This window comes from Streptomyces sp. NPDC096046, from assembly GCF_040303285.1.
GTDB lineage: Bacteria > Actinomycetota > Actinomycetes > Streptomycetales > Streptomycetaceae > Streptomyces.
In genome coordinates this window covers 1-26,720 of the sequence record NZ_JBEOSZ010000072.1, presented here as the reverse complement: position 1 = coordinate 26,720, position 26,720 = coordinate 1, and the positions used below count along the sequence as shown (strand labels likewise).

General features: G+C 72.1%; 24 protein-coding genes. 11 read left to right on the top strand and 13 right to left on the bottom strand.

Going from position 1 to position 26,720, the window contains the following annotated elements; translation table 11 throughout:
• Positions 1-647: 647 nt before the first annotated feature.
• Positions 648-1,682: a tryptophan--tRNA ligase gene (gene trpS / locus ABTX62_RS35505; protein ID WP_352120043.1), complete on the top strand. Its 1,035-nt coding sequence runs from the start codon at positions 648-650 to the stop codon at positions 1,680-1,682.
• 44 nt (positions 1,683-1,726) lie between these two features.
• Here the strand turns inward: trpS and proC are convergent, their stop codons facing one another.
• From proC to ABTX62_RS35475, 6 genes are all read right to left on the bottom strand, one after another.
• The gene (gene proC, locus ABTX62_RS35500) at positions 1,727-2,539 is read right to left on the bottom strand and encodes a pyrroline-5-carboxylate reductase (protein ID WP_352120042.1); all 813 of its coding nucleotides are present in this window, start codon (positions 2,537-2,539) and stop codon (positions 1,727-1,729) included.
• Between the two features lie 110 nt (positions 2,540-2,649).
• A complete protein-coding gene (locus ABTX62_RS35495; RefSeq protein WP_352120041.1) occupies positions 2,650-3,429 on the bottom strand; it encodes an ABC transporter permease in 780 nt (259 codons plus the stop codon).
• The gene (locus tag ABTX62_RS35490) at positions 3,426-4,247 is read right to left on the bottom strand and encodes an ABC transporter ATP-binding protein (protein ID WP_502998075.1); all 822 of its coding nucleotides are present in this window, start codon (positions 4,245-4,247) and stop codon (positions 3,426-3,428) included. Before ABTX62_RS35490 ends, ABTX62_RS35495 begins: the two co-directional genes overlap by 4 nt.
• Positions 4,248-4,307: 60 nt before the next feature.
• On the bottom strand, positions 4,308-5,150 hold the full coding sequence (locus ABTX62_RS35485) for a class I SAM-dependent methyltransferase (protein ID WP_352120040.1): 843 nt from the start codon (positions 5,148-5,150) through the stop codon (positions 4,308-4,310).
• Between the two features lie 227 nt (positions 5,151-5,377).
• Positions 5,378-5,890 (bottom strand): EamA/RhaT family transporter, encoded by a 513-nt coding sequence (locus ABTX62_RS35480; protein ID WP_352120039.1) that lies wholly within the window; start codon positions 5,888-5,890, stop codon positions 5,378-5,380.
• A gap of 297 nt (positions 5,891-6,187) precedes the next feature.
• Positions 6,188-6,508, bottom strand: a complete 321-nt coding sequence (locus tag ABTX62_RS35475; protein WP_352120038.1) for an SH3 domain-containing protein — start codon at positions 6,506-6,508, stop codon at positions 6,188-6,190.
• A 182-nt stretch (positions 6,509-6,690) separates the two neighbouring features.
• Here ABTX62_RS35475 and ABTX62_RS35470 point away from each other — a divergent pair, with 182 nt between their 5' ends.
• A complete protein-coding gene (locus ABTX62_RS35470) occupies positions 6,691-8,889 on the top strand; it encodes a serine/threonine-protein kinase (RefSeq protein ID WP_352120037.1) in 2,199 nt (732 codons plus the stop codon).
• Between the two features lie 62 nt (positions 8,890-8,951).
• On the opposite strand, the gene ilvD is transcribed toward ABTX62_RS35470, so the two are convergent.
• The 4 genes from ilvD to ABTX62_RS35450 form a co-directional block, all read right to left on the bottom strand.
• Complete coding sequence (gene ilvD / locus ABTX62_RS35465) at positions 8,952-10,805, bottom strand: dihydroxy-acid dehydratase (RefSeq protein ID WP_352120036.1); 1,854 nt, start codon at positions 10,803-10,805, stop codon at positions 8,952-8,954.
• Between the two features lie 141 nt (positions 10,806-10,946).
• Positions 10,947-11,573: a TetR/AcrR family transcriptional regulator gene (locus ABTX62_RS35460; RefSeq protein WP_352120035.1), complete on the bottom strand. Its 627-nt coding sequence runs from the start codon at positions 11,571-11,573 to the stop codon at positions 10,947-10,949.
• Positions 11,570-12,394: a sugar phosphate isomerase/epimerase family protein gene (locus tag ABTX62_RS35455; RefSeq protein ID WP_352120034.1), complete on the bottom strand. Its 825-nt coding sequence runs from the start codon at positions 12,392-12,394 to the stop codon at positions 11,570-11,572. Before ABTX62_RS35455 ends, ABTX62_RS35460 begins: the two co-directional genes overlap by 4 nt.
• 82 nt (positions 12,395-12,476) lie before the next feature.
• Positions 12,477-13,409 (bottom strand): Ppx/GppA family phosphatase, encoded by a 933-nt coding sequence (locus ABTX62_RS35450; RefSeq protein ID WP_352120033.1) that lies wholly within the window; start codon positions 13,407-13,409, stop codon positions 12,477-12,479.
• Positions 13,410-13,480: 71 nt separating this feature from the next.
• Between ABTX62_RS35450 and ABTX62_RS35445 the strand changes: the two genes are divergently transcribed.
• Positions 13,481-14,278: a DUF3109 family protein gene (locus tag ABTX62_RS35445; RefSeq protein WP_352120032.1), complete on the top strand. Its 798-nt coding sequence runs from the start codon at positions 13,481-13,483 to the stop codon at positions 14,276-14,278.
• Between the two features lie 7 nt (positions 14,279-14,285).
• Here ABTX62_RS35445 and ABTX62_RS35440 read toward each other — a convergent pair whose 3' ends face one another.
• Positions 14,286-15,983 carry a BACON domain-containing protein gene (locus ABTX62_RS35440; RefSeq protein WP_352120031.1) on the bottom strand — a complete coding sequence of 566 codons (1,698 nt, stop codon included), beginning with the start codon at positions 15,981-15,983 and terminating at the stop codon, positions 14,286-14,288.
• 197 nt (positions 15,984-16,180) lie between these two features.
• On the opposite strand from ABTX62_RS35440, the gene radA reads away from it, so the two are divergent.
• A complete protein-coding gene (radA, locus tag ABTX62_RS35435) occupies positions 16,181-17,590 on the top strand; it encodes a DNA repair protein RadA (RefSeq protein WP_352120030.1) in 1,410 nt (469 codons plus the stop codon).
• Between the two features lie 80 nt (positions 17,591-17,670).
• Entirely contained in the window at positions 17,671-18,795 is a 1,125-nt protein-coding gene (gene disA / locus ABTX62_RS35430; protein WP_283967908.1) for a DNA integrity scanning diadenylate cyclase DisA, read from the top strand.
• A 226-nt stretch (positions 18,796-19,021) separates the two neighbouring features.
• Here the strand turns inward: disA and ABTX62_RS35425 are convergent, their stop codons facing one another.
• Positions 19,022-19,879: a hypothetical protein gene (locus ABTX62_RS35425; protein WP_352120029.1), complete on the bottom strand. Its 858-nt coding sequence runs from the start codon at positions 19,877-19,879 to the stop codon at positions 19,022-19,024.
• Between the two features lie 576 nt (positions 19,880-20,455).
• Here ABTX62_RS35425 and ABTX62_RS35420 point away from each other — a divergent pair.
• From ABTX62_RS35420 to cseC, 5 genes are all read left to right on the top strand, one after another.
• A complete protein-coding gene (locus tag ABTX62_RS35420) occupies positions 20,456-21,397 on the top strand; it encodes an HhH-GPD family protein (protein ID WP_283967910.1) in 942 nt (313 codons plus the stop codon).
• Positions 21,398-21,680: 283 nt separating this feature from the next.
• Positions 21,681-22,220 carry a SigE family RNA polymerase sigma factor gene (locus ABTX62_RS35415; RefSeq protein WP_030251439.1) on the top strand — a complete coding sequence of 180 codons (540 nt, stop codon included), beginning with the start codon at positions 21,681-21,683 and terminating at the stop codon, positions 22,218-22,220.
• On the top strand, positions 22,208-22,858 hold the full coding sequence (locus ABTX62_RS35410) for a hypothetical protein (RefSeq protein WP_502998074.1): 651 nt from the start codon (positions 22,208-22,210) through the stop codon (positions 22,856-22,858). The genes ABTX62_RS35415 and ABTX62_RS35410 overlap by 13 nt, the downstream gene beginning before the upstream one ends.
• A gap of 131 nt (positions 22,859-22,989) precedes the next feature.
• Positions 22,990-23,691 (top strand): two-component system response regulator CseB, encoded by a 702-nt coding sequence (gene cseB, locus ABTX62_RS35405; protein WP_352120028.1) that lies wholly within the window; start codon positions 22,990-22,992, stop codon positions 23,689-23,691.
• Between the two features lie 8 nt (positions 23,692-23,699).
• Positions 23,700-25,049 (top strand): two-component system sensor histidine kinase CseC, encoded by a 1,350-nt coding sequence (gene cseC / locus ABTX62_RS35400; protein ID WP_352120027.1) that lies wholly within the window; start codon positions 23,700-23,702, stop codon positions 25,047-25,049.
• 118 nt (positions 25,050-25,167) lie between these two features.
• Here the strand turns inward: cseC and ABTX62_RS35395 are convergent, their stop codons facing one another.
• On the bottom strand, positions 25,168-25,749 hold the full coding sequence (locus tag ABTX62_RS35395; protein ID WP_352120026.1) for an ArsR/SmtB family transcription factor: 582 nt from the start codon (positions 25,747-25,749) through the stop codon (positions 25,168-25,170).
• A 57-nt stretch (positions 25,750-25,806) separates the two neighbouring features.
• Here ABTX62_RS35395 and ABTX62_RS35390 point away from each other — a divergent pair, with 57 nt between their 5' ends.
• The gene (locus ABTX62_RS35390) at positions 25,807-26,376 is read left to right on the top strand and encodes a dienelactone hydrolase family protein (RefSeq protein ID WP_352120025.1); all 570 of its coding nucleotides are present in this window, start codon (positions 25,807-25,809) and stop codon (positions 26,374-26,376) included.
• Positions 26,377-26,720 lie beyond the last annotated feature (344 nt).

Below are 26,720 nucleotides of genomic sequence, written 5' to 3'. Positions count from 1 at the left end.
TCCTTTGTACTCACCCTCTCGGGCTTTCCTCCGGGCTTCCCTTCGGTCTTGCGTTTCCGACTCTATCAGATCTTTTCTCGACCCGATTTCCTCGGCGCTTTCCAGGTTTCCGCTTTCGCGTTTCCCTTTCCGGCGGTTCCGACTCTATCAGATCCTTTCGGGCCCGATCCCCGGTCGACGGGGTTTGTCTTCGCGGCTGTTGGGCCGTTCCGACGAGTGAGACTTTAGCGGATTCCCCGGCTCCCGAGCCAATCGGGGGCCTCGTCCTTTCGAACGTGGATTCCTCATTCCGTAAATACACAAGCCAATGAAACGACGACAGACGTACTGCACGTCGAAGAGTGGTTGGTACCTGCGGATTGGCTGCCCGGGGACCGACCGGGGTCGGCGCTCACGTCGGACAACTCGGAGAACAGTACGGACGGGGTCTGGGCGTGTCAACTCAAGGGCGGACGGCATCCCCGGGGCGTACTGTGGGCCGCATGACGACGCGTACGTGCACCCAGCTGTGGTGGGCCGCCTGACGGCGGCCGTCCCCACGTATGCACGCGACGGCCGCCGCTTCGGCGGCCGTTCTCGTTTCTCCCTCCGGCACCGCGGAGGGGCGGCCGCCCGGAGGCGGCGGTCCCGACCTAGGAGGAGGAGAGATGACACGGGTCTTCAGCGGGGTCAAGCCCACGGGGCATCTGACGCTGGGGAACTACCTCGGGGCCATGCGGCGGTGGGCCGCGGTCGATCAGCACGAGGCCGACGCCTTGTTCTGCGTCGTCGATCTGCACGCCCTGACCGTGGACCACGATCCCGCGCGGGTGCGCAGGCTGAGTCGGCAGTCGGCGACGCTGCTGCTGGCGGCCGGACTGGATCCGGAGCTCTGCACGGTGTTCGTGCAGAGCCATGTGGACGAGCACGCGCGGTTGTCGTACGTACTGGAGTGCGTGGCCACCGACGGTGAGATGCGGCGGATGATCCAGTACAAGGAGAAGGCCGTGCGGGAGCAGCGGCGGGGTGGGAGTGTGCGGCTGTCGCTGCTGACGTATCCCGTGCTGATGGCTGCGGACATCCTGGCGTACGGGGCCGACGAGGTGCCGGTGGGGGACGACCAGGTGCAGCACGTGGAGCTGACGCGGGATCTGGCAGTGCGGTTCAACCAGCGGTACGGGCATACGTTCGTGATTCCGCGGGCGACGCGGCCGGGGGTGGCGGCGCGGGTGATGAATCTGCAGGACCCGGCGTCGAAGATGGGCAAGAGCGATGACGTCGGGCCCGGCATCGTCTACCTGCTGGACGAGCCGGACGTGGTGCGCAGGAAGGTCCTGCGGGCCGTGACCGACAGCGGACGGGAGGTCGTCTACGACCGGGAGGCCCGGCCGGGGCTCGCCAACCTGCTGGAGATCCTCGCGGCCTGCACGGGCGGGGAGCCCGCATCGTTGAGTGGTGCGTACACGTCGTACGGGGCCCTGAAGAAGGACACCGCGGACGCTGTGATCGAGGTGCTCAGGCCCTTGCAGGCCAGGCATCAGGAGTTGTGCGCCGACCCCGGTTACGTGGAGGGGGTGCTGCGGGACGGTGCGCAGCGGGCCCGGGGGATGGCCCGACCGACGGTGGATGCCGCGTACCGCGCGATCGGGCTGCTGCCCGCCGTGCCGGAGGCGGCCGGTGCCGGGGCCGTGGCGGCGGTGTGAGGTGACGTCGCCGGAGGGGCGGGAGCGGGCCCGCCCCCCGGTGGTCAGCTGTTGTTTCCGGAGGCCAGGGCGCGGCTGCGGTCGCGGGCGGCTTCGAGTGCGGCGATGAGGGCGGCCCGTACGCCGTGGTTCTCGAGTTCACGGATGGCGTTGATCGTCGTGCCGGCGGGGGAGGTGACGTTCTCGCGGAGCCTGACCGGGTGTTCGCCGCTGTCGCGGAGCATCGTCGCGGCGCCGATGGCGGACTGGACGATCAGGTCGTGGGCCTTGTCGCGGGGCAGGCCGAGGAGGATGCCGGCGTCGGTCATGGCTTCGACCAGGTAGAAGAAGTAGGCCGGGCCGGAGCCGGACAGGGCGGTGCAGGCGTCCTGCTGGGACTCGGGGACGCGGAGCGTCTTGCCGACGGCGCCGAAGATCTCCTCGGTGTGGGCGAGGTGGTCGGCGGTGGCGTGGGTGCCGGCGGAGATGACGGACATCGCCTCGTCGACGAGGGCGGGGGTGTTCGTCATGACGCGGACGACCGGGGTGTCGGGGGCGAGACGCTCCTCGAAGTAGGCCGTGGGGATGCCGGCGGCACCGCTGATGACCAGGCGGTCGGCGGGCACGTGGGGGGCGAGCTCGTCGAGCAGCGTGCCCATGTCCTGCGGTTTGACCGTGAGGATCAGGGTGTCGGCCGTCTTGGCGGCTTCGGGGTTGGTGACCGGGGTGACGCCGTAGCGGGTGCGGAGTTCCTCGGCTCGTTCCGGGCGGCGGGCGGTGACCAGGAGGTCGGCCGGGGTCCAGCCCGCCCGGATCATTCCGCTGAGCAGGGCTTCGCCGATCTTGCCGGTGCCGAGGACTGCGACTTTCTGGGTCATGGCTTTCGGTGCCCTCCGGGGGGTGCGTCGTCCGTTTCATCCTCGCACTCGGGGGTGCCGGGTGGGGGTCGTGTCCGGTGGGCGGGATGGGGGCGTCCTCGCCCGGCGATCTACGTCGTCCGGCGCCTGAGGGTCGCGGCGCCCAGAATCAGGACCAGGAGGGCGCAGCCCGCGACGATCAGGACGTCGCGGACGAACGCGGCGGTCATGTCCGTGTGACGGAGGACCTCGTTCATGCCGTCGACGGCGTAGGACATGGGGAGGACGTCGGAGAGGGCCTCCAGGGCCGGGTGCATGGTGTCGCGCGGGGCGAACAGGCCGCACAGGAGGAGCTGGGGGAAGATCACCGCCGGCATGAACTGGACCGCCTGGAATTCCGAGGCCGCGAAAGCCGAGACGAAGAGGCCGAGGGCCGTGCCGAGGAGGGCGTCGAGGAGGGCCACCAGGAGGAGGAGCCAGGGGCTGCCGGTGACGTCGAGACCGAGGAACCAGACCGCGAGGCCCGTGGCCAGGGCGGACTGGATGATCGCCAGGGTGCCGAAGGCGAGGGCGTAGCCGGCGATCAGGTCGCCCTTGCCGAGGGGCATGGCGAGGAGGCGTTCGAGGGTGCCCGAGGTGCGTTCGCGCAGGGTGGCGATGGACGTCACCAGGAACATCGTGATCAGCGGGAAGATCCCGAGGAGGGACGCGCCGATGCTGTCGAAGGTGCGGGGACTGCCGTCGAAGACGTAGCGCAGCAGGAACAGCATCACGCAGGGGATGAGGATCAGCAGCGCGATGGTGCGGGGGTCGTGGGTGAGCTGGCGCAGGACCCGGGCGGCGGTGGCGCCGGTGCGGGAGGCGCTCAGGCCCTTCGGTGGGGTGGGCGGCCTGGTGGCGGTGGTGGTCATCGGGTCGTCTCCTTCGTGTCGTCCGCCGCTGCTGCCTCGTCGACCAGGTGGAGGAAGGCCTCCTCGACCGTGGCGGTGCCGGTGCGGGCCCGCAGGGCGTCGGGTGTGTCGTCGGCGAGGAGTTCGCCGTCGCGCATGAGGAGGAGGCGGTGGCAGCGTTCGGCCTCGTCCATGACGTGGGAGGAGACGAGGATCGTCGCGCCGCGGCCGGTCGCGATGTCGTGGAAGAGGTCCCACAGGTCGCGGCGCAGGACCGGGTCGAGTCCGACGGTCGGTTCGTCGAGGACCAGGAGTTCGGGGGTGCCGAGGAGGGCGACGGCCAGGGAGACGCGGCTGCGCTGGCCGCCGGAGAGGTTTCCGGCGAGGGCGTCGGCGTGAGTGGTGAGGTCGACGTCGGCGATCGCGCGGGTGACGTCGGCGTCGCGGCGGTCGGCGGCGGCGCGGCCGGGGTCGAGGATCGCGGCGAAGTAGTCGAGGTTCTGGCGGACGGTCAGGTCGTCGTAGACGGAGGGGGCCTGGGTGACGTAGCCGATGCGGGTGCGCAGGGCGGGGTGGCCGGCGGGATGGCCGAGGACGTCGAGGGTGCCGGTGACCTCGGCCTGGGTGCCGACCAGGGCACGCATCAGGGTGGACTTGCCGCAGCCGGAGGGGCCGAGGAGGCCGGTGATCCGGCCTCGGGGGACGGTGAAGCGGAGGTCGCGCAGGACGGTGCGGGGGCCGCGGACGACGGTGAGGTTCTCGGCGTGGACGGCCGGCGTGTCCGGGTGCGGGCGCGTGTCGGGGCCCGGGCGTGGCGAGCCGGGAGGATTATTCATCATGTGATGAATAATCCTCCCGGCGGTCGGACGCGTCAAGCGGCCGCGGCGGTCGGGTGCGCGTCAGGCCGGGGTCTTCGCGAGGAGGAGGACGACCTCGTAGACCTCCTCCACGAAGCCGTCCGGGAAGGCCCGCAGGAGGAGCTCGCGTTCCGCGGCCAGGAACGCCGCGGTGTGTTCGGGGTCGTGCACCAGGAAGACCGAGTGGCTGCCGATGTTCGCGAGGTGCGTGTCGACCGGGACGTGACGGCTCCAGCGGACCGTGCGGCGGGTGAAGTCGAGGCGGCCGGTGGGGTCGGCGGCGCGGGCGTCGACGTTGCGCTTCTCGGCGGAGATGTCGATCCGGAAGTGGCGGCCGGTGCGGGCGGCGGCCTCGGCGATCCAGGGGACGTCGAGGGCGTCGGTGTTCCACCACAGGGCGAGGGCGCCGCCGGGGCGCAGGACGCGCAGGGCCTCCGGGACGGCGCGGGCGGGGTCGGTCCAGTGCCAGGCCTGGGCGTAGGTGACGAGGTCGAAGGAGCCGTCGGCGAGGGGGAGGTCGTCACCCGTGCCCCGGATGATCGGGACACCGGGAAGGGCACGGCGGAACCGGGCCGCCATGCCGTCCCCGGGTTCCACGGCGACGACGTTCGCGCCCCTGCCGTGCAGGAGGGCGGTGGCGATGCCGGTACCGGCGCCGACGTCCGCTACGCGGGCGCCGGAGAGGGGGCGGCCCGTCAGGTCTTCTATCGCGTCGAAGAGGGACGGGGGATAGGAGGGGCGGTTGGCCGCGTACTGGGCAGCGACGGCGTTGAAGGAGTGGGCCCGGGCGGTGCGGGGTGACTCGGGGGCGGAGTCCCCGGCGAGGGGTTCGGGGGTGGTGGCGTCGGCTCCGGCGGGGTGGTGGGCGGGGGGAGGTGTGGTCATACGGTCATGGTGGCCGGGGGCGGGGTGGGGCGCGGTGAGATTCCGGTGAGACCGGTGGAGGGGGCCCGGGCGCGGGAGCGGCTCGTCCGGGGGCCGGGCCCGGGCGCACACCGACCCGCTTCGGTGGCCTACGCCCGACCCCGGTTCGTGGCCCCACGGCCCGGCCCTCATCCCGCGGCCCACACCCACCCGGGCTCGGGATCCCCCACACCGCTCCCACCCGGCCCCTACGCCCGGCGTCGGTTCCTCGGGTTGCCCGAGCGGCGGGTCGTGCGCTTCTCGTACTGCTTGCGGGCCTCTTCGTACTCCTCGCGGTGGAGCTTCTCTCCGGGGGCCTCGGTGAGGGAGCGGAAGAAGTAGGCGAGGAGGGAGCCGACGAAACCGATGCTCAGAAGACCGCGGAGGGAGGCATGGCGGTCGGGGTCGGGACGGCGGGTGAAGCCGTCCCAGGTGTGGCGGAAGGCCATCGCGCTACAGATCGCGAACATCACGACCATGAGGAGCGTGACGAAGCCGCCGATCGCGGCGATCTGGAGGCCCTCGTAGGCGAGGCGGAGGACGAGGCAGGAGGCGACGGCGGTGGCCAGGGAGCCGACGGCGACCGCGATACGGCGGGCGGTGTAGCCGTGGTCGTGGTTCAGCCAGGTCGTGCCGAAGAAGCGCAAGGGCTCGGGGCGGGGGCCGAGGCCCTCGGCCGTGGAGCCCGCGGGGCCGGTGCGGGTGCTGTCATCTGCGCTCACGGGTCGATTATCACCGTTCCCGGTCAATGAGCAGGAGGGGAGTCCTGGACCCGTACCCGGTCGCGGCGGACACCCCGGACGGTTGGGCCGGTGGTGCCGGACGCGGCGAGTGCGCCCTGGGGCACGCCGGCCGGCCTGGACGGTCCGGTGCCCGTGCACATCACTGCGGTGTGCACGGGCGGTGTCGTCCGCCCGCCGGATCGTGCCCCTGGGCGCGCCGCCGGTCGCGATGCTCGCCGCACCGTGCCGGGTGGTCCTACGGGTGGGCCGTCGCCGCTCGTGGCGGCGGCAGCCGGATCAGGAGCAGCGCGGGCGGACGTAACCGTCGCTGCCGGTCTGCACATAGGCGTCCGAGACGTACTCGCCGTCGTCGATGTTGTCCCAGATGTTCGACGTGCCGTACGGGCCCGCCACCGTCGTGCCGGGCCTCTGGCAGAAGATGGTGACCCTGGCTCCCTCGGGCAGCACGCGGACGACGGCGTAGCCGGTGCCGGGACCGCTGCGCACGTTCAGGCGGACGCCCGGGGCGACCGGGTACGAGCGCAGGGCCGACGCCGCCATGGTGACGGCCTCTTTCCCGCCTCTGTCTTCGAGTTCCCCGACATGGTCGACAGACATGACATTCCTCCCCCGTTGAGCCCCATGACTGCCATGGGGTCTCGTTGATTCCCTTGAGTCACACCATGAAACACATGTGCGCAACTCGTGCCCGGAGGCTAGCAAGCCGCCTCTGTCCCGAACGAGTCATCGACTAGGCTCCCTGCGTCGCGCGCGCGGACGAAGAGCACGGGGGTGTTTCCATGGCGCCACAGAGCAGCACCGGAGCCGGCGCGGAAGCGGAACTTCCCGAATACGCCGGGCACTACCGGCTGGAGTCGACTCTGGGCTCCGGGGGCATGGGCGTGGTGCATCTCGCGCGCAGCACGTCCGGAATGAAGCTGGCGGTGAAGGTCGTCCATGCCGAGTTCGCCAGGGATCCCGAGTTCAGGGGGCGGTTCCGGCAGGAGGTGGCGGCCGCGCGACAGGTCAGCGGTGCCTTCACCGCGTCTGTCGTCGACGCCGACTCGGAGGCCGAACGGCCGTGGATGGCCACCCTGTTCATTCCCGGTCTCACCCTGTCCGACCATGTGAAGCGGAACGGGGCCATGAGTCCGGCCGCGCTGCGTCGCCTGATGGCCGGACTGGCCGAGGCGCTGCGCGACATCCACCGGGTCGGCGTGGTGCACCGGGATCTCAAACCGAGCAACGTGCTCCTCGCCGAGGACGGGCCCAAGGTCATCGACTTCGGCATCTCCCGGCCGAAGAACAGCGAACTGCGCACAGAGACGGGGAAGTTGATCGGGACCCCGCCGTTCATGGCGCCGGAGCAGTTCCGGCGCCCTCGGGAGGTGGGGCCCGCCGCCGATGTGTTCGCGCTCGGGTCGGTGATGGTGCACGCGGCCACGGGCCGGGGGCCGTTCGACTCGGACAGCCCGTACGTCGTCGCCTACCAGGTCGTCCACGACGAGCCGGATATGACCGGGGTGCCGGAGAATCTCGCGCCGCTCGTGCTGCGGTGTCTCGCCAAAGAGCCCGAGGACCGGCCGACGCCGGACGAGTTGATGCGGGAACTGCGGTCCGTCGCGGCCTCGTACGACACGCAGACGTTCATACCGGCCCAGCGGACCGGGGACACCGAACGTTCGTGGCCGCCCGCCGGGGATGCCGGTCGTGCGGCGGAAACCGGTCATGCCGTGGAAGCCGGTCGTGCGGCGGAAGCCGGTCACGCGGCGGAAGCCGGTCACGCGGCGGAAACCGGCCATACCGCGGAAGCCGGTCGTGGCAGGGGGCGGCGGCTCGGCAGGCGGGCGGCCCTGGGGGCCGGGGGGTTCGGTCTGGCCGTCGTCAGTGCTCTGGTCTCACTCCCGCTGCTCGACGCTGCCGACGGCTCACCACGGCCCGCCGCCCCGCGGACCACGTCCGCCGCGTTCAGCGGGTGGCAGACGGCACCGGCGTCCGGAGACGGCGCACCCCTGTGCTCCCACGGCGCCGGACGGCTGCTCTGCGCCACGTCCGGACTGGTCTTCGCCCTGGACCCGTCCGACGGGCACCTGCTGTGGCGGCACTCCGTCGGCAAGGGGCCCCGGAAGGGACCGCCGGTGCTGGTGGGCGGACTCGTCCAGCCCTCGACGGGCCGGGGGTATCGCCTGGAGGCACTCGATCCGGCCTCGGGCAAGGCGCGTTGGCAGCGGGACGTACCCGAGGCCGGCAGTGCGGTGTACGCCGGCGGCATGCTCCTGGTCAGGGATGCCGGGGGGAAGGTCACCGGCGTGGACGGCGCCACCGGTGACCCGCGGTGGAGTCACCGGATCCCCGGCCATGAGGTGCCGTACTTCGCCACGTTCACCGGTGACCCGCTGGCGTACGCGACCAGCGCGTCGGGGGACGGGGAGAGCACCCGGCTCAGCGTGGTGGACCCGCGGACGGGTGACGTGCGGTCGGGCGCCCGGCTCGACGGGACGCTGGAGCCCTTGGGCGCGACGGACGGATCGGTGTTTCTCCTGTCGGTCGACGCGATGCACGGCGACGCCCGTGCCGTGGTCCGCTACACCCCGGAGACGGGTGAGACCCGACGGGTGCCCCTCGCCGTCCCCCTCCAGCAGGCCCATGGCGCGGTGCGCGGGAACCTCGCCTTCCTCATGGGGACCGGGGGATCGCTGGTGGCCGTCGATGTCGAGGCGCGCGAGCAGGTGTGGAGCCTGGAGACGGGAATCCTGCGGGGGTCCACCCCGGTCGCCGGTGACGGGTATGTCTACGTCACGGCGCCGGACGGGCGGCTGCTCGCCGTCGACGCGCGGCGCGGGAAGCTCGCCGGGCAGACGTCTCCCCGGCTGGGTGGCCGGTCGGACCGGGTCCCGGCCTCGCTCCCCGAGCCCGTGCTCGTGCGGGACCGGGTCTACGGCAGTGCGCCGGACGGGACCGTCTTCGCCGTCGACGGGCGCGATCCGGCCGCCTGGTAGCCGGCGGGCATGCGCGAGGGCCGCCCCCGGCAGCGGGAGGCGGCCCTCGGTGCGAGAAGAGGTCAGGCGAGCTTCGACACGTCCCGCACGGCGCCCTTGTCCGCGCTGGTCGCCATCGCCGCGTAGGCGCGCAGCGCCGCCGAGACCTTGCGCTCGCGGTTCTTCGGGGCGTACACGCCGTTCAGCGCCTGCTCGCGGCGGGCCAGCTCGGCGTCGTCCACCAGCAGCTCGATGGAACGGTTCGGGATGTCGATGCGGATGCGGTCGCCGTCCTCGACGAGGGCGATGGTGCCGCCCGCGGCCGCCTCGGGCGAGGCGTGGCCGATGGAGAGGCCGGAGGTGCCGCCGGAGAAGCGGCCGTCCGTGACCAGCGCGCAGGTCTTCCCCAGGCCGCGGCCCTTCAGGTACGAGGTCGGGTAGAGCATCTCCTGCATGCCGGGGCCGCCCTTGGGGCCCTCGTAGCGGATGACGACGACGTCGCCGTCCTTGACCTGCTGGGTGAGGATCTTCTGGACGGCCTCCTCCTGCGACTCGCAGACGACCGCCGGGCCCTCGAAGGTCCAGATGGACTCGTCGACGCCGGCCGTCTTCACGACGCAGCCGTCCACGGCCAGGTTGCCCTTGAGGACCGCGAGGCCGCCGTCCTTGGAGTAGGCGTGCTCGGCGGAGCGGATGCAGCCGCCCTCGGCGTCCTCGTCCAGGGCCTCCCAGCGCTCGGACTGGGAGAAGGCCTCGGCGGAGCGGACGCAGCCGGGGGCCGCGTGCCACAGCTCGACGGCCTTCGCGGAGGGGGAGCCACCGCGCACGTCCCAGGTCTTGAGCCAGTCGGCGAGGGACGGGCTGTGCACGGAGTGGACGTCCTCGTTGAGCAGGCCGGCCCGGTGCAGCTCGCCGAGCAGGGCGGGGATGCCGCCGGCGCGGTGCACGTCCTCCATGTAGTAGGTGCGGTCCTTGGCGACGTTCGGGGCGACCTTGGCCAGGCACGGCACGCGGCGCGAGACCGCGTTGATCTCGTCCAGGCCGAAGGGGACGCCCGCCTCCTGGGCGGCGGCCAGCAGGTGCAGGATCGTGTTGGTGGAGCCGCCCATGGCGATGTCGAGGGCCATGGCGTTCTCGAAGGCCGCGAAGGACGCCACGCTGCGGGGCAGGACCGTCTCGTCGTCCTGCTCGTAGTAGCGGCGGGTGATGTCCATGACCGTGTGCGCCGCGTCGACGTACAGCTGCCTGCGGGCGGTGTGGGTGGCCAGGACCGAGCCGTTGCCCGGCAGGGAGAGGCCGATGGCCTCGGTCAGGCAGTTCATCGAGTTGGCGGTGAACATGCCGGAACAGGAGCCACAGGTCGGGCAGGCGTTCTCCTCGATGCGGAGGATGTCCTCGTCCGAGATCTTGTCGTTCACGGCGTCGGAGATCGCGTCGACCAGGTCGAGCGTGCGGACCGTGCCGTCGACGAGGGTGGCGCGGCCGGACTCCATCGGGCCGCCGGAGACGAAGACCGTCGGGATGTTCAGCCGCAGGGCCGCGTTCAGCATGCCCGGGGTGATCTTGTCGCAGTTGGAGATGCAGATCAGGGCGTCGGCGCAGTGGGCCTCGACCATGTACTCCACGCTGTCCGCGATCAGGTCGCGGGAGGGCAGGGAGTAGAGCATGCCGCCGTGGCCCATGGCGATGCCGTCGTCGACGGCGATCGTGTTGAACTCGCGCGGGATGCCGCCGGCCGCGACGACCGCCTCGCTGACGATCCGGCCGACCGGCGCCAGGTGCGTGTGCCCCGGCACGAACTCCGTGAAGCTGTTGGCGACCGCGATGATCGGCTTGCGGCCGATGTCCGCACCCGGTACACCGGAGGCGCGCATCAGGGCGCGGGCGCCCGCCATGTTGCGGCCGTGGGTGACTGTGCGGGACCTCAGCTCGGGCATCGTCGCTCGCTCCTTCGACAGACGGCGTCAGAGGATTCGGAGATTTCTGACTGCTACCGAGCGTACGCCCGTCTTCCAGTGGGCGGGACGGAGTGTCCGGAATGCGGGATGGCTGTCTCGGACGACGTCACCCGGCGGGCCTCACGGACCGGTCAGATGTCCCTGGACGACCGGGGCCAGCCGCGCGATGACCTCCTCCGGGTCCGCCGAGGCAAGCGGCTCGACCCTGATGACGTACCGCAGGATGGCGGTTCCCACGAGCTGGGCGGCCGCCAGTTCGGCCCGCAGCTCGGCGTCCGGCAGCTCCAGCCGTACGGCGATGCGGCGCAGCACCTGGGTGGCGACGATCCGCCGGAAGACGGCCGCCGCCGTGTCGTTGGTGAGGGCGGAGCGGACCACGGCCAGCAGGGGCGCGCGGGTCGCCGGGTTCTCCCAGACGCCGAAGAAGAAGCGGGCCAGACGCTCCCCCACCCCGTCGAGCGGGCCCTCCTCGATGGCCTGGGGGGCTTGCAGGACCGGCCCGAAGGACTGGGTGATCGCCGCCTCGAAGACCTGCTCCTTGGTGCCGAAGTAGTGGTGCACGAGGGCCGAGTCGACGCCGGCGGACTTGGCGATGCCGCGCACGGACGTCCTCTCGTAGCCGCGCTCGGAGAACGCGTCGCGGGCGGCGGTCAGGATGCGGTCGCGGGTGTCGGCCGACGCGGTGCGCGGGGGGCGGCCGCGGCGGCGGGCGGCGGGGCCGGTGCCGGCCGGTGGCCGGTCGGTCATCGGCGCGGCACCCGCGCCGCCGAGGCCAGGTGCAGGCGGGTGAAGGCCAGGGCCTCCGCCAGGTCGGCCTCGCGCTCCGCACTCGACATCGCGCGGCGGGTGTTGACCTCGATGACGACGTGCCCGTCGAAGCCGGTCCGCGCGAGCCGCTCCAGCAACTCCGCGCAGGGCTGGGTGCCACGGCCGGGCACCAGGTGCTCGTCCTTCGCGGAGCCCCGGCCGTCGGCGAGGTGGACGTGGCCGAGGCGGTCCCCCATGCGGTCGACCATGTCCAGCGCGTCGGAGCGGGCCGTCGCGGTGTGGCTGAGGTCGATCGTGAAGTGCCGGTAGTCGTCCTTCGTCACGTCCCAGTCGGGTGCGTACGCGAGCATCTCGCGGTCGCGGTAGCGCCAGGGGTACATGTTCTCGACGGCGAACCGTACGTCCGTCTCGTTCGCCATGCGCCAGATGCCGGCGACGAAGTCCCGGGCGTACTGGCGCTGCCAGCGGAACGGGGGGTGGACGACGACCGTGCTCGCTTCGAGCTTCTCGGCGGCCGCGCGGGCCCGCTGGAGCTTGGTCCAGGGGTCGGTGGACCAGACGCGCTGCGTGATCAGCAGACAGGGGGCGTGCACGGCCAGGATCGGGATCCGGTGGTAGTCGCTGAGTCTGCGCAGGGCCTCGATGTCCTGGCTGACCGGGTCGGTCCAGACCATGACCTCGACTCCGTCGTAACCGAGGCGCGCGGCGATCTCGAAGGCCGTGGCCGTCGACTCCGGGTAGACCGAGGCCGTCGACAGGGCGACCTTCGCGTCCGGGATCTTCACGGCTGGCTCTGCCATGCAGGACAGATTACGGGGTGTGGTCGGGGTGAGGCGGGGGGCCTCTTCGCCGTTGTGGTGTTTGCCATAGTGGCCGGGTCTCCTACACGGACTCCATGTGATCCAGGCGGCGCAGGATCACGCCCTCCCGCAGCGCCCAGGGGCATATGTCGACGCGCTCCACACCGAAGAGGTCCATCGCGGCCTCGGCCACCAGGGCGCCCGCCAGGAGCTGGCCGGCCCTGCCCTCCGACACGCCGGGCAGCTCCGCGCGCTCCCGCTCCGTCATGGCGGCCAGGCGCGGGACCCAGCCCTCCAGGGACTCCCGCTTGAGCTCGCGCTGGACGTAGAGGCCCTCGGCGGAGCGGGCCGCGCCGGCGATGCGGGCCAGCTGCTTGAACGTCTTGGACGTGGCGACGACGTGGTCGGGGGCGCCGAAGCGGCTGAACTCGCCGACCGTGCGGGCGATCTCGGTGCGGACATGGCGGCGCAGGGCCCGGACGTCGGCCGGGTCGGGCGGGTCACCGGGCAGCCAGCCGGCGGTGAGGCGGCCGGCGCCCAGCGGCAGCGAGGCGGCCGCGTCGGGCTCCTCGTCCATGCCGTAGGCGATCTCCAGGGAGCCGCCGCCGATGTCCAGGACCAGCAGCTTTCCGGCCGACCAGCCGAACCAGCGGCGGGCGGCGAGGAAGGTGAGGCGGGCCTCCTCCTCGCCGCTGAGGACCTGGAGCTCGACGCCGGTCTCGCTGCGTACCCGCGCGAGGACGTCGTCGGCGTTGCCGGCCTCGCGTACGGCGGAGGTGGCGAAGGGCAGCATCTCCTCGACGCCCTTGTCCTCGGCGGCCTGGAGCGCCTCATGGATGACCGATACCAGCCGGTCGACGCCGTGCGGGCCGATCGCGCCGTCCTCTTCGAGGAGCTGGGCGAGGCGCAGTTCGGCCTTGTGCGAGTGCGCGGGCAACGGGCACGCGCCGGGATGCGCGTCCACCACGAGCAGATGCACCGTGTTCGATCCCACGTCGAGGACACCGAGTCTCATGTACGGCACGCTACTGCCCGCGGGGCCGTCCGCCGTCCTCGGCGGGGGTACAAGGCCCGTACCCTGGACTCGTGCCAAAGACGAAAAAGGCGAAGCGCGACAAATCACCGGGCCTCGTCCCCGACGAGAAGGGGCTCGACTTCGCTCGCGCGTGGGTGGAGTTTCCTGATCCGGCGGACGACGAGCAGGTCTTCCGCTGCGATCTGACATGGCTGACCTCTCGCTGGAACTGCATCTTCGGCAGCGGCTGCCAGGGCATCCAGGCGGGCCGCGCGGACGACGGGTGCTGCACCCTGGGTGCCCACTTCTCCGACGAGGACGACGAGAAGCGCGTCGCCGAGCACGTGGCCAGGCTCACGCCGGACGTCTGGCAGCACCACGCCGAGGGCACGCGGGGCGGCTGGGTATCCGAGGACGAGGACGGCGAGCGGCAGACGCGGCCCTTCCAGGGCTCGTGCATCTTCCAGAACCGGCCCGGCTTCCCGGGCGGCATGGGCTGCTCGCTGCACATCCTCGCCCTGAAGGAGGGCCGCGAGCCGCTGGAGACCAAGCCGGACGTGTGCTGGCAACTGCCGGTGCGCCGGACGTACGAGTGGATCGACCGGCCCGACGACACCCGCGTCCTCCAGGTGTCGATCGGCGAGTACGACCGCCGGGGCTGGGGGCCGGGCGGCCACGACCTGCACTGGTGGTGCACGTCGGCGACCTCGGCGCACGGCGCGGGCGATCCCGTCTACGTCTCCTACCGCCCGGAGCTGATCGAGCTGATGGGCAAGGCCGGCTACGACCGGCTGGTCGAGCTGTGCGAGGAGCGGCTGGCCTCCCAGCTGCCGCTGCTGGCCCCCCATCCCGCGGATCCGGTCACCTGAGCGTCGGCTACGACGTGGCCGGGCTCGGGTCGCCACTGTCCGAGGGCGGTGGCGTGGAGCCCGTCGGATCGCTCGGGCCCGCGTCCGTGGGCGTGGGCTCCGGGTCGGGCGACGGGGGTGGGGTGGTCGGCGTCGGGTCCGGGTCCGGGGCTGAGGTCGTGGGCGTCGGATCGGGCCGGGTCGGGCCCGGGCTGGGCCGGGGGTCCGGGCCGGGGCCGGAAGGGCTGGGCGCGGTGCCGTAGCCCTCGATGTGGACGACGGCGCCCACCGGTGCGACCGCCACACGCGCCTGCCAGGGGCCGGCGGGCTCCCGCAGAGGGTCGACGTACACCTTGATCGTCAACGACTCGCCCGGTCCGAGCGTTCCCGACGACTGGCTGAGGTAGAGCCACGGGGCTCCCGTGGACGCCGACCAGCGGACCGGGGCGGGGCCGGTGGCGGTCAGGGTGACGAGGGTGGTGTCGCCGCTGTTGTCCGCCGTGACCTCCAGGGCGGTCGTGCGGCCGGCTCCCGCGACGCCGATGACCTCCACGGAGACATCGGCCTTGCCGTCCTCGCCGAAGCGGGGACCGGGCCGGGTGCTCGCGTTGCCGGTGTTCTCGTAGCCGCCGCCCGCCATCTCGCCGTCCAGGCCGAAAGGGTCGTCCACCTCACGCGCGGAGGCCGAGCGGCCGTCATGGCCCTCGCCGATCGGGGTGCCCCGGTAGGCCGCCCACAGGGCGAGCACCGGGGCGGCGACGACGGTGGCGACCACGGTCGTGGTGACGGCACGCGCGCGAAGGCGGTCCCTGCGGGCGGCGTGGTCCTTGGGGTCCATCGGGAACCCGCGCCGGTCGAAGCGGGGTGTGACGCCGCGCGGATGGTGCGCCATGGCGATGTGCAGGGCCGCCCGGGGTGCCGGCAGGACGGGCAGTTCGGCGGGCGTGACGCTGGTGCCGGGCCAGCGGCCGGGGATGGCGCGCTCGGCGGTGCGGCGGCAGCGCGGGCAGTCGTCGACGTGCCGGACGAGTTCGCGGCGCAGGGCCGTGCCGAGCACGAGCCGGTCGTCGCCGGCGAAGTGCGCCACGCTCGGACACGCCCCGGTCTCGACCACGGCGAGGGCCGCACGCGTGCGTTCCACCTCGCAGGCGGCGGAGGCCAGCAGATCACGGGCGGCGGCCGGGTCCATGCCGAGGACGGCGGCGACCTCGCGGGCGGCGAGGTGGTGGCGCACGGCCAGTTCGAGCGCCTCCCGCTGCTCCGGGGTGGTGCCCGCGGCCTCCGGCCAGGCGAGCAGGGCCAGTTCGCGACGGCGCCGCTCCTGGACCTCCTCGGAAGGGGCCGGGGTGGCCGTGCGGTCGGGGCGCTGCCGCCCGGTGCGGCCCGCGGCGTGGCCGCTCTGACGTTTCTGCTTGGCCTGGGCCAGCTTGCGCAGGCACGCCCAGCGGGCCATCGCGTAGAGCCAGGCCCTGCGGTCCGCGGGTGCCTCCGGGACGTGCCGGCCGCGGCGCTCGGCGAGCGCGAGGACCTCGCCCAGGGCGGCGGTCGCGGCCTCGTGGTCGCACAGCACGGACAGGCAGTAGGTGAACAGGCCGTCCAGGTAGGGCTCGTAGCGTGCGGGCGGACGCTGCGCCAGTGTGCGCGCAGCCCCGCGGTCACGCGCTTCCCGGTGCGCCCGGTGCGCGCCGGCCGTGCGGGTCGAGATCTCCGGAGTACTGCTCGTCATTCGGCGACCGTAGGGGGCCGGGAGTGGTACCTTCCGCCGGCTTGAGCACATTTAATCCGTACGGGTGAAACGATCCCTCAATCGGGGACATGAACCGGTGGTTCCACGGCTGGCGCGGAGTGGCGGACCCCTGGCGCACAGCCGGCCGCCGTCGGCCCGCCCCCGCGATGTCAGTGCCGGCGGCTACGGTTTCGTCCATGGCTGCCCGTACGAAGACCACCAAGGACCGACCGTCCTACCGTTGCACCGAATGCGGCTGGCAGACGGCGAAGTGGCTCGGCCGCTGCCCCGAGTGCCAGGCCTGGGGGACGGTCGAGGAGTACGGCGCGCCCGCGGTGCGTACGACGGCACCGGGCCGGGTCACCACCTCCGCCCTGCCCATCGGCCAGGTGGACGCCCGGCAGGCCACCGCCCGCCCCACCGGCGTGCCGGAGTTGGACCGCGTGCTCGGCGGCGGACTGGTGCCCGGCGCGGTGGTGCTGGTCGCGGGCGAACCGGGCGTCGGCAAGTCGACGCTCCTGCTCGACGTGGCGGCCAAGTCCGCGAGCGACGAGCACCGCACGCTGTACGTCACGGGTGAGGAGTCGGCGAGCCAGGTCCGGCTGCGCGCCGACCGCATCGGAGCCATCGACGACCACCTGTACCTGGCGGCCGAGACGGATCTGGCGGCCGTACTGGGCCACTTGGACGCGGTGAAGCCGTCACTGCTGATCATGGACTCGGTGCAGACGGTGGCCTCCCCCGAGATCGACGGCGCGCCCGGCGGCATGGCCCAGGTGCGGGAGGTCGCGGGCGCGCTCATCCGGGCCTCCAAGGAACGCGGCATGTCCACCCTGCTGGTGGGCCACGTCACCAAGGACGGCGCGATCGCGGGCCCGCGCCTGCTGGAACACCTCGTGGACGTCGTGCTGTCCTTCGAGGGCGACCGGCACGCCCGCCTGCGTCTCGTGCGCGGCGTCAAGAACCGCTACGGCACCACCGACGAGGTCGGCTGCTTCGAGCTGCACGACGAGGGCATCACGGGCCTCGCCGACCCGAGCGGCCTCTTCCTGACCCGCCGGGCCGAACCCGTCCCGGGTACCTGCCTGACCGTCACCCTGGAGGGCCGCCGCCCCCTGGTCGCCGAGGTCCAGGCGCTCACGGTGGACTCGCAGATCCCCTCCCCGCGCCGCACCACCTCGGGCCTGGAGACCTCCCGCGTCTCGATGATGCTCGCGGTGCTGGAACAGCGCGGGCGGATCAGCGCCTTGGGCAAAAGGGACATCTACTCCGCGACGGTCGGCGGTGTGAAGCTCTCGGAGCCCGCCGCGGACCTGGCCGTCGCGCTCGCCCTGGCGAGCGCGGCGAGTGACACACCTCTCCCGAAGAATCTCGTCGCGATCGGCGAAGTGGGCCTCGCGGGCGAGGTGAGACGGGTCACCGGAGTGCAGCGCAGGCTGGCCGAAGCCCACCGTCTGGGGTTCACGCACGCGCTGGTCCCGGGCGACCCGGGCAAGGTCCCGGCGGGCATGAAGGTCCTGGAAGTCGCGGACATAGCGGACGCCCTGCGGGTCCTTCCCCGGTCCCGTCGCAGAGAGGCCCCACAGGACGAGGAGGGTCGCCGGTAGACTTTGCCCTGGTCTCGCCCGTCCGTGCGAACCGAGCGCGCGACACGGGGGCGCCCAGGACCAGCGACCGGAGGAGTGCAGTGGCAGCCAACGACCGGGCATCTGCTCCCGGAAAATCCGGCGGGAGCGCCGGTACCGATGGCCTGATGCGCGCCTCGCTGAGCGCCGTGGCACCCGGCACCGCCCTGCGTGACGGCCTGGAGCGCGTGCTCCGCGGCAACACCGGCGGGCTCATCGTGCTCGGCTCCGACAAGACGGTCGAGGCGCTGTGCAGCGGCGGTTTCGTGCTGGACGTCGAGTTCACCGCGACCCGTCTGCGCGAGCTGTGCAAGCTGGACGGCGGCATCGTGCTGTCCTCGGACCTGTCGAAGATCCTGCGCGCGGGCGTGCAGCTGGTCCCGGACCCGACGATCCCGACGGAGGAGACCGGCACCCGGCACCGCACCGCGGACCGCGTCAGCAAGCAGGTCGGTTTCCCGGTCGTCTCGGTCTCCCAGTCGATGCGGCTGATCGCCCTGTACGTCGACGGTCAGCGCCGCGTCCTGGAGGACTCGGCGGCGATCCTGTCCCGCGCCAACCAGGCGCTCGCCACCCTGGAGCGCTACAAGCTGCGCCTCGACGAGGTCGCGGGCACGTTGTCGGCGCTGGAGATCGAGGACCTGGTGACCGTCCGGGACGTCTCGGCGGTCGCCCAGCGCCTGGAGATGGTGCGCCGCATCGCCACGGAGATCGCGGAGTACGTGGTGGAGCTGGGCACGGACGGCCGGCTGCTGGCGCTTCAGCTCGACGAGCTGATCGCGGGCGTGGAGCCCGAGCGCGAGCTGGTCGTGCGGGACTACGTCCCCGAACCCACGGCCAAGCGCTCCCGCACGGTCGACGAGGCCCTCGCCGAACTCGACGCCCTCACCCACGCCGAGCTGCTCGAGATGTCCACGGTGGCACGGGCGTTGGGCTACACCGGCGCGCCCGAGACGCTGGACTCGGCGGTGTCCCCGCGCGGCTTCCGCCTCCTCGCCAAGGTGCCCCGGCTCCCCGGCGCGATCATCGACCGCCTCGTCGAGCACTTCGGCGGGCTGCAGAAGCTGCTCGCCGCGAGCGTCGACGATCTGCAGACGGTGGACGGCGTGGGCGAGGCCCGGGCGCGCAGCGTCCGCGAGGGGCTGTCGCGGCTGGCGGAGTCGTCGATCCTGGAGCGGTACGTCTGACGGGGACGGCGGGCCCGGCTGGAACGGCTGAGGGCGGTACCCGGCAAGGGGTACCGCCCTCCGGCCTTCTCCGGTCCAGGCCCTTCTGATGGATCTCCGTGGGAGACGGAGCGGCGTTCGGTGCGTGCTCTGGGGTGCGGCGGTGGGGGCCCCTCCCGTTCGAGCGAAGCCGAGAGCGGGGGAGCGTGCCGGGCGTCGCGACGCCGCGGAGATCCGTCAGAAGGGCCTAGTCGGCGGAGAGCACGAACGACGTCTGCACCTTCGCGAAGCCCGGGGCCTTGGCCTCCACCAGGTAGGTGCCCGCCTTGGCCGAACCCGCCGGAGGTGTCGCGCACTCGGGGGCGCTCGGCTTGCGGTCCCACTTCACGGTGTAGGTGATGCCGCTGCCGGCGGCGACCCGGTACAGCTGGTGCGCGGCGGCCTTGGGGCAGTCCTCGGAGGACCAGTAGTCGTCGTCGCCGCTCGCCGGGGCGATCGTGAACACCGCGTTCTTCGGTCCGAGGTCGATCTTGCAGTCGCTGCCGGAGATGTTCCGCGCGGTCAGCAGGAAGGTGGGCGTCTGCTCGGGGTCGTAGGTGTTGTGCCGGCTGCGCAGGCTGAACTTGACCGCGCTCGCGGTGCAGTTGGGCAGGGTGGAACCGGCCGGCAGGGTGTCGCCCTCGCCGACGCCGCCCGCGGTGGTGCCGCTTCCCGAGTCGCCGGAACCGCCGGACCCCCCGGACCCGGCCGAGCCGGAACCGCCGCCGGAGCCGGAACCGTCGCCCGACCCGTTGCCCGAGCCGTCACCCGAACCGTCGCCGGACCCGGACGAGGAGCCGCCGGAACCGCCGCCGCCGCCCGACTCCTCGCGTCCGCCGGGGGCTTGGCTGATGGCCGGTCCCGAACTCGACGGGCCGGGCATGATGGAAGGCGCGGGATTCTTGCCGTCGGCGCCGTCGTCGCCGTCCTTGCCGCCCCCGCCGCCCATGGTCACGATCCAGGTGGTCAGCAGCGCCAACAGGGCGACCACAGACACCAGTACGACCCTCCGACGCCAGTAGATGGAGGAGGGAAGCGGCCCGACCGGATTGCGCAGAGATCCCACGGCGCAAACCATACGAGAGATCGGCGCGTTCACCCGTCCCACCCGCCGCTCCGGGCCACAACTTTTCCGGATCATCATTCCGGAAATCGCGTTCCCCACCCTGCCTTTCGTCGGGTGGGGAGCAGATGATCACACAGGGCGACGGTGTCGCCCTGTCGCCTACCGTCCGTGACCATGAGCTTGGAAGGCATCGCACGGGACATGGGCAGCGGTCGAACTGCTCTCCGGCGCTGGTACGGCGCCATTTCCCTCGCACGAGACGCCCGTGCGCCGACGAGCCGGGCCGCACGGCGCACCGCCGGCCCGAGACGCCCGCGCGCCCCGGGGCCGGCACCTTGGCCGGATCGTGCGCCCGGCATCGCAGCCGGCTGAAGCGGCTTGCCCCGCCGGGCAGTTGAGGACGACGCCGGGTGAACGACCTTCGGTGGGAAAATCGCTGGGAGGACGAAGGAGGCCGAAGCAGCGCCCCTTCACGATCAGCCGCTCGAACGGAGACCTCCCGATCGTCGGGTCACCGCCTCGGTGGGGTGGCGGAGTGCCCGATTCGGTACCTCTGCGTGGCACCATCGAAGGGCCATGACTGCTCCCACGAAGCCCCCGCACCCCGCCGTCCCCTCCGCCGCCGCTCCCTCCGGCCCGCCCCTCGGAGAGAACCTGCACTCCCCCGTCATCGACTGGTTCGGCGACCACGCCCGCGACCTGCCGTGGCGGCGCCCCGAAGCCGGGGCGTGGGGGGTGATGGTCAGCGAGTTCATGCTGCAGCAGACGCCGGTGAGCCGCGTCCTGCCCGTCTACGAGCAGTGGCTGGCGCGCTGGCCGCGCCCCGCCGACCTGGCCAAGGAGGCGCCCGGCGAGGCCGTCCGCGCCTGGGGCCGGCTCGGCTACCCGCGCCGCGCGCTGCGGCTGCACGGCGCCGCCGTCGCCATAACGGAACGGCACGGCGGTGACGTACCGGCCGACCACGCGCAGCTGCTGGCGCTGCCCGGCATCGGCGAGTACACGGCCGCCGCCGTCGCCTCCTTCGCCTACGGGCAGCGGCACCCGGTGCTGGACACCAACGTGCGCCGGGTCTTCGCCCGCGCGGTCACCGGCGTGCAGTACCCGCCGAACGCGACGACCGCCGCCGAGCGCAAGCTGGCCCGCGCGCTGCTGCCCGAGGACGAGCCGACCGCCGCCCGCTGGGCCGCCGCCTCCATGGAGCTGGGCGCGCTGGTGTGCACGGCGAAGAGCGAGTCGTGCCACCGCTGCCCGATCGCCGCGCAGTGTGCGTGGCGGCTGGCGGGCAAGCCGGCGCACGACGGTCCGCCGCGCCGCGGGCAGACCTACGCGGGCACCGACCGGCAGGTGCGCGGGCGGCTGCTCGCGGTGCTGCGGGAGGCGCACGGGGCCGTTCCGCAGGCGGCCCTGGACCGGGTGTGGCACGAGCCGGTGCAGCGGGCCCGCGCGTTGGACGGCCTCGTCGCGGACGGCCTGGTGGAGCCGCTGGAGGACGGTTCGTACCGGCTGCCGCTGACCTGACGCACAGGAGGGTCACAGCGGCGGATCGCCGACCGTCACAGAACTCAGGGTGGACAAACCACCCTGAACCGGCCCCAAGACCCCCACCTCCTTATCCCGTTCCGACTTCCGTTACACAACCGACGGACAGCCGAGCGCTGGCCGCAGGCTGCTTCGGACAGCGCCGTGACAACGCCTCCGTACCTTCAATCGCGTTCCCGGAAGACACGGGACGACGGAAGACACAGGCAGTGCACGGGCGGCGGGGAGCCGGCCCGAACGGGGAAACGGGAGGCGGTTCACCATGGCGCAGGGCGAGGTGCTCGAGTTCGAGGAGTACGTCCGCACCCGGCAGGACGCGCTGCTGCGCAGTGCCCGCCGCCTGGTCCCGGACCCGACCGATGCGCAGGACCTGCTGCAGACGGCGCTGGTACGGACGTACGGCCGCTGGGAGACCATCGAGGACAAGCGGCTGGCCGACGCCTACCTGCGCCGGGTGATGATCAACACCCGCACGGAGTGGTGGCGGGCGCGGAAGCTGGAGGAGGTCCCGACCGAGCAGCTCCCGGACGCCTCGGTCGACGACGCCACCGAGCAGCACGCGGACCGCGCCCTGCTGATGGACATCCTGAAGGTGCTCGCCCCGAAGCAGCGCAGTGTCGTGGTGCTGCGACACTGGGAGCAGATGTCCACGGAGGAGACGGCCGCCGCCCTCGGCATGTCGGCCGGAACGGTCAAGAGCACGCTGCACCGGGCGCTCGCCCGGCTCCGCGAGGAGCTGGAGTCCCGCGATCTGGACGCACGCGCGCTGGAGCGTGAGGAGCGGGAGCGGTGCGCGGCCTGACCGGCGAGGGTTCTGCGCGAACCCGGGGCGGTATCCAGGCGGTGGGCGCGGCACTGGCCGTGCCCACCGCCCTCGCCCTTTTGGTGTCCGGGTGCGGTGCCGGCGGGACCGGTGCCCGAGACGAGGGCCCGGCGCACGCCGACTCGGTGGCGGGTGCCGCCACCGCGTCCGCTGCTCCGTCGAAGACGCCTGACACCGTGAACGCGGTCAAGCTCGTCAAGGACGACCCGAAGGTCGCGCCCGAGGTGAAGCGCGAGCTGAAGCCCTGCGTCGCCGACGAGTACCCGGTCGACGTCTCCTACGGCAACCTGACCGGCGGCTCCGCGGACGATGTCGTCGTCAATGTGCTGACCTGCGGTGACGCGGTGGGTGTGGGCAGTTACGTGTATCACGAGCAGGACGGCTCGTACGAGAATGTGTTCAAGGCCGAGGAGCCGCCCGTCTACGCGGAGATCGACCGCGGCGACCTGGTCGTGACCAAGCAGGTGTACGAGAAGGGCGACCCGGTGTCGAGCCCCTCCGGGGAGAACGTGATCACGTACAGATGGACCGCCGGCCGCTTCGCGGAGAAGTACCGCACACACAACGACTACGGGAAGGTCGTCGGCGACAGCCCTACGCCGGCGCCCCCGAACTGACGTGGGCGGAAGGCCGCGTGAACCGATCGGGCCGCTCGGACCGACCCCATCGGTGAACGCATCGCACGGACCGTGCGTCCCCACAGAGAGAACGCACTCCCCACGGACCACGAAGGACTGAGAGCACCGGGATGGCAGACCAGACCCACGTCCTGTTCGTCGAGGACGACGACGTCATCCGCGAGGCCACGCAGCTCGCCCTGGAACGGGACGGCTTCGTGGTCACCGCCATGCCCGACGGGCTGTCGGGCCTGGAGGCGTTCCGGGCGGACCGCCCCGACATCGCGCTGCTGGACGTCATGGTCCCCGGACTCGACGGGGTCAGCCTGTGCCGCCGCATCCGGGACGAGTCGACCGTCCCGGTCATCATGCTGTCGGCGCGGGCCGACTCCATCGACGTCGTGCTGGGCCTGGAGGCGGGCGCCGACGACTACGTGACCAAACCGTTCGACGGGGCGGTGCTGGTCGCCCGGATCCGTGCGGTGCTGCGCCGCTTCGGGCACGCGGGCGGCGGCCGGGGCGAGGAGCCGGACGCCCCGGCGAGCGGCGGAACGCTGGCCTTCGGTGACCTGGAGGTCGACACCGAGGGCATGGAGGTGCGCCGCGCCGGTCAGCCGGTGGCGCTGACACCGACCGAGATGCGGCTGCTGCTGGAGTTCTCCTCCGCGCCGGGCACGGTGCTCTCCCGCGACAAGCTGCTGGAGCGGGTCTGGGACTACGGCTGGGGCGGGGACACCCGTGTGGTCGACGTGCACGTGCAACGACTGCGGCAGAAGATCGGCCAGGACCGGATCGAGACGGTCCGTGGCTTCGGCTACAAGTTGAAGGCCTAGGCAGGGGTATGAGGGGGCACTTCCGGCGCCTGGTCGCCGCGGGCTTGGAGCGTGCGGGCATCCGCACCGGCCTCAGATGGAAGCTGAGCGCGGCCATCGCGCTGGTCGGGGCGCTGGTGGCGATCGCACTGAGCCTGGTCGTGCACAACGCCGCCCGGGTCTCGATGCTGGACAACGCGCGGGACCTCGCCGACGAACGGATCATGATCGCCCAGCGCAACTTCGAGCTGTCGGGGCGGATGAACTTCCCCAACACCAAGATCAATGACCCGGACCTGCCGCAGGCGCTGCGGGACCGGGTCGAGGCGGGGCAGCGGGCGACCTACGTGGCCGACCGTCCGGGTGACGTGCCCGACATATGGGCCGCCGTGCCGCTGAAGAACGGCCAGGTGATGTCCCTGCACTCGGGCTTCACCGACCGCAGCTCGGACATCCTCCAGGACCTGGACCAGGCCCTGCTGATCGGGTCCATCGCCGTGGTCCTCGGCGGAAGCGCCCTCGGGGTGCTCATCGGCGGGCATCTCTCGCGGCGGCTGCGCAAGGCGGCCGTCGCGGCCAACCAGCTGGCGGGCGGCGAGACGGACGTGCGCGTGCGGGACGCCATGGGCGGGGTCGTGCGGGACGAGACGGACGACCTGGCGAGCGCGGTGGACGCCATGGCGGACGCGCTGCGGCAGCGCATCGAGGCCGAGCGGCGGGTCACCGCCGACATCGCGCACGAGCTGCGCACTCCGGTGACCGGACTGCTGACCGCCGCCGAGCTGCTGCCGCCCGGGCGCCCGACCGAACTGGTGCTGGACCGGGCGAAAGCCATGCGCACGCTGGTCGAGGACGTGCTGGAGGTGGCCCGCCTCGACGGGGCCTCCGAGCGGGCGGAGCTGCAGGACATCATGCTCGGGGAGTTCGTCGCCCGGCGGGTGGCGGCCAAGGATCCGGCCAGCACGGTGCGGATCGTGCACGAGTCGGAGGTCACCACCGACCCGCGCCGCCTGGAGCGCGTGCTGTTCAACCTGCTGGCCAACGCGGCCCGGCACGGCAAGCCGCCCATCGAGGTCAGCGTCGAGGGCCGGGTCATCCGGGTGCGCGACCACGGCCCGGGCTTCCCCGAGGACCTGCTCGCCGAGGGGCCGAGCCGCTTCCGCACCGGCAGCGCGGACCGCGCCGGACACGGCCACGGACTCGGCCTGACCATCGCGGCCGGGCAGGCCCGGGTGCTGGGCGCCCGGCTGACCTTCCGCAACGTCCGCACCCCGGGCACACCGGAACATCTGCCGGCCGAGGGGGCGGTCGCCGTGCTGTGGCTGCCGGAGCACGCGCCGACGAACACCGGGAGCTATCCGATGCTGCCGTGGTCCTAGTGCTAGTGCCTGTCCGACAGGTCATGTGACTCGGTGGGTTGCTGCCTGATGGGGCCAGGGTGGTGGAGGTTCGAGTGCTGCAGGCCGTGGCTGCGGACGACACGACCTGCGGTACAGGTCAGTCCGTCGCAGACTCGGCCTCAGGCAGCGCCGGACAGTCGGTCGGGTAGAGCCCGGCAGCGAAGCCGTACACCACATCGCCTCCGCGGGGCAGTTGGGCGTAGTCGTTGGCAAGCTCCAGCACCCGCGCCCAGAACTCGCGGGCCTGCTCCCGCGGGATCCGCACATGCCGCACGATCGAGGAGAGCTGATCCGCCTGATGTGCGGAGGCCGACTCGGCCGCGGCCGTGGCGAGATCGTTGTTGCAGTAGGGCCCCTCGGCCCCGTCTGTGGGGCTGACCGTGCCGACGCGGAAGATGCGCGCGATGCGGCCGTAGTAGCGCTCATCAATGGCCCGCACCCGGCGGGTCCGCACGACTTTCAGCAGCTGGGCATCCACCAGGACGCTCACGTGGTGCGCGACCGTGCTCTTGGGGCGGCCGAGTGCAGCGGCCAGTTCGCTCACCGTCGCGGCGCGTTCGAGGAGCAGCTCAAGGACGGCGTTGCGCAGCGGGTTGGCCAGCGCGCGGAGCTGGGCCGGGGCTGTCACATCTGTGACGTCGGAAACGTCGTAGTCGGGGAGACGGGGATTGTTCGACACTCTTCGATTATTCTAAACTTCCGGATCATTCGCTACCCGCGAGCAAGGGGTTTGGGCATGACAGAGGTCGTACTGTTCCATCACTCGCAGGGACTGACGCCCGGAGTCGCCGCTTTCGCCGACGAACTCCGCGCGGTCGGCCACACCGTCCACACGCCCGACCTCTTCGCCGGACGCACCTTCGACTCCCTCGAAGAGGGCCAGGGCTACGTCGAGCAGCTCGGCTTCGGCGAGATGACCGAGCGCGGCGTCCGCGCGGCCGAACTCCTGCCGCAGGACGCCGTTTACGCCGGCTTCTCACTCGGTGTGCTGCCCGCCCAGAAGCTGGCGCAGACGCGGGCGGGCGCGCGGGGCGCGCTCCTGTTCCACGCCTGCATCCCCGTGTCGGAGTTCGGCGCGGCGTGGCCTGACGGCGTGCCGGTGCAGGTGCATGCGAAGGAAGCCGATCCGTTCTTCGCCGAGGACATCGACGCCGCCTGCGCGCTCGTCTCCGACCGCGCTGATGCGGAGATGTTCCTGTACCCCGGAGACCAGCACCTGTTCGCGGACAATTCGCTGCCGTCCTACGACCCGGACGCTGCCAAGCTCCTGACCCAGCGGGCGATCGAGTTCCTCAGCTCGCGCTAGAAACTAGGTTGTTGGTGGGTCATGCGCAAAGCCGGAGGCGCGGAGCTGCGACGGTCAAGGTGCCGTAAAAGACATACGCCCTCTTGTCGAATCGCGTGGACACTGCCCGGACGCAGTGCTGAACGATCGGCGGTCCAGCTCGTCACTGACCTATCGGGCAGGCCCTGGTGCCGCGGCGGGCAGCGTTTGGCCATGGAGGGGCGGCGTCCGGTGCGTGCTCTGGGGTTCCCCCTGCTCGAAGAGCTTGGGGAGGAGGGCCGGCCGGAAGCCCACGTACTGGACGTACGTGCCGAGCAGAAGCTGCACGTCGTCGAGGCCCTGCAACAGGCCGGGCGGGTCGTGGC

What these genes read in the sequence shown, in the direction of transcription:
- ABTX62_RS35450 (WP_352120033.1), bottom strand. Translation starts at nt 13,409, where the DNA reads ATGAGACTCGGTGTCCTCGACGTGGGATCGAACACGGTGCATCTGCTC.
- proC (WP_352120042.1), bottom strand. Translation starts at nt 2,539, where the DNA reads ATGACCCAGAAAGTCGCAGTCCTCGGCACCGGCAAGATCGGCGAAGCC.
- ilvD (WP_352120036.1), bottom strand. Translation starts at nt 10,805, where the DNA reads ATGCCCGAGCTGAGGTCCCGCACAGTCACCCACGGCCGCAACATGGCG.
- ABTX62_RS35490 (WP_502998075.1), bottom strand. Translation starts at nt 4,247, where the DNA reads ATGATGAATAATCCTCCCGGCTCGCCACGCCCGGGCCCCGACACGCGC.
- ABTX62_RS35470 (WP_352120037.1), top strand. Translation starts at nt 6,691, where the DNA reads ATGGCGCCACAGAGCAGCACCGGAGCCGGCGCGGAAGCGGAACTTCCC.
- ABTX62_RS35485 (WP_352120040.1), bottom strand. Translation starts at nt 5,150, where the DNA reads ATGACCACACCTCCCCCCGCCCACCACCCCGCCGGAGCCGACGCCACC.
- cseB (WP_352120028.1), top strand. Translation starts at nt 22,990, where the DNA reads ATGGCAGACCAGACCCACGTCCTGTTCGTCGAGGACGACGACGTCATC.
- ABTX62_RS35475 (WP_352120038.1), bottom strand. Translation starts at nt 6,508, where the DNA reads ATGTCTGTCGACCATGTCGGGGAACTCGAAGACAGAGGCGGGAAAGAG.
- cseC (WP_352120027.1), top strand. Translation starts at nt 23,700, where the DNA reads ATGAGGGGGCACTTCCGGCGCCTGGTCGCCGCGGGCTTGGAGCGTGCG.
- ABTX62_RS35390 (WP_352120025.1), top strand. Translation starts at nt 25,807, where the DNA reads ATGACAGAGGTCGTACTGTTCCATCACTCGCAGGGACTGACGCCCGGA.
- ABTX62_RS35440 (WP_352120031.1), bottom strand. Translation starts at nt 15,983, where the DNA reads ATGACGAGCAGTACTCCGGAGATCTCGACCCGCACGGCCGGCGCGCAC.
- ABTX62_RS35415 (WP_030251439.1), top strand. Translation starts at nt 21,681, where the DNA reads ATGGCGCAGGGCGAGGTGCTCGAGTTCGAGGAGTACGTCCGCACCCGG.
- trpS (WP_352120043.1), top strand. Translation starts at nt 648, where the DNA reads ATGACACGGGTCTTCAGCGGGGTCAAGCCCACGGGGCATCTGACGCTG.
- ABTX62_RS35455 (WP_352120034.1), bottom strand. Translation starts at nt 12,394, where the DNA reads ATGGCAGAGCCAGCCGTGAAGATCCCGGACGCGAAGGTCGCCCTGTCG.
- ABTX62_RS35495 (WP_352120041.1), bottom strand. Translation starts at nt 3,429, where the DNA reads ATGACCACCACCGCCACCAGGCCGCCCACCCCACCGAAGGGCCTGAGC.
- radA (WP_352120030.1), top strand. Translation starts at nt 16,181, where the DNA reads ATGGCTGCCCGTACGAAGACCACCAAGGACCGACCGTCCTACCGTTGC.
- ABTX62_RS35460 (WP_352120035.1), bottom strand. Translation starts at nt 11,573, where the DNA reads ATGACCGACCGGCCACCGGCCGGCACCGGCCCCGCCGCCCGCCGCCGC.
- ABTX62_RS35420 (WP_283967910.1), top strand. Translation starts at nt 20,456, where the DNA reads ATGACTGCTCCCACGAAGCCCCCGCACCCCGCCGTCCCCTCCGCCGCC.